This is a genomic window from Corynebacterium sp. UMB10119B (assembly GCF_030228125.1).
GTDB lineage: Bacteria > Actinomycetota > Actinomycetes > Mycobacteriales > Mycobacteriaceae > Corynebacterium > Corynebacterium pseudogenitalium.
Genome location: NZ_JASPBG010000033.1, coordinates 1 through 1,052, shown reverse-complemented (window position 1 = coordinate 1,052; position 1,052 = coordinate 1). Strand labels below are relative to the sequence as shown.

Sequence of the window (1,052 nt, the reverse complement as noted above, 5' to 3'; positions counted from 1 at the left end):
GTAACCTCCATGTGCATGGCAGCAGTCAACGTTGCACCAGCATCAATGCGCTCAAACCAACGACCACGCTGGAAGCTGGCCCCTGCCGGATCCACAAACCCAACCTCACCGGCAGCCGTGGTGCGCTGGAACGCATCGGCTACACCAGACGAGGTTGCATTATCGAACGACACCGCAGTCTCATAGCCAAGCTGTGCCGGGGCAACAACAAACTTCCCATCATCGTAGGAGCCGGAAAGGCCAACCTGGGAGTTAATCTGGTTCGTCAGATCCGCCTGCACAAACGCCGAGGAATCCTTGTTGTTGGTCACCCGCACAATGACATCGACACGGTTGCCATCAAAGCGGTATTCACGCTCGACCGACACACCAGCGTCCTGGTCTTCACCGCGGTAGATGACCACCTGGGTGTTACCATCACGGTGCGTATCCACGTTAAGGCCAGCCTCTAAATCCACTAGCGCACCATCGGCACGCAGGTCCACATACAGTGAGGACTCCTGGCTGCCAGCAATGGAGCGGGCATCCGTAAACTTCAACGTCGAAATACGACCCGGCTGTGTTACCGAGTTGTGAAAGACCGCACCCGGCCCGTCAGCGGTCACTGTGACCGACGAGTCAGCAACAGCCATCTCCGCGTGAGCAACCTGTGCACCATTAGCCGCAACGGCCAACACACACGCTGCTACACACACCTTCCGTGCAATGCTGTTCATCATCGTTGTCACAATCCTTATACCTTCCATCACGCACCACCCAACCGGTGGAACATGAAACCCTTCGTTGTTCTGACCCCAAGTTTATGCACCCGAACTATACATGACCAATCCGCCCACAACGCCCCAACCAAACAGGCAAAAACACGCCTACAAAACCCGGATTGTTCAACACATCTAGCCCCACAAACTGCACACATAGCTTAAAAAACACTCAGAAACCATCGCAGCAAACCCAACATGTTCAACAAACCCACCGACACCTGTCGATGGGTGTTCAACAATCAACCCACCCGCATATTATGCGCATATATGCAAGGGTTGGTAAGAGATTGC

Annotated in this window: 1 protein-coding gene; it reads right to left on the bottom strand. The window is 54.5% G+C overall.

What is annotated here, in order from left to right:
- Positions 1-719, bottom strand: a 719-nt coding sequence (locus QP802_RS11160; protein ID WP_284818906.1) for a hypothetical protein, incomplete at its 3' end; no start/stop codon positions are given.
- Between the last annotated feature and the right edge of the window lie 333 nt (positions 720-1,052).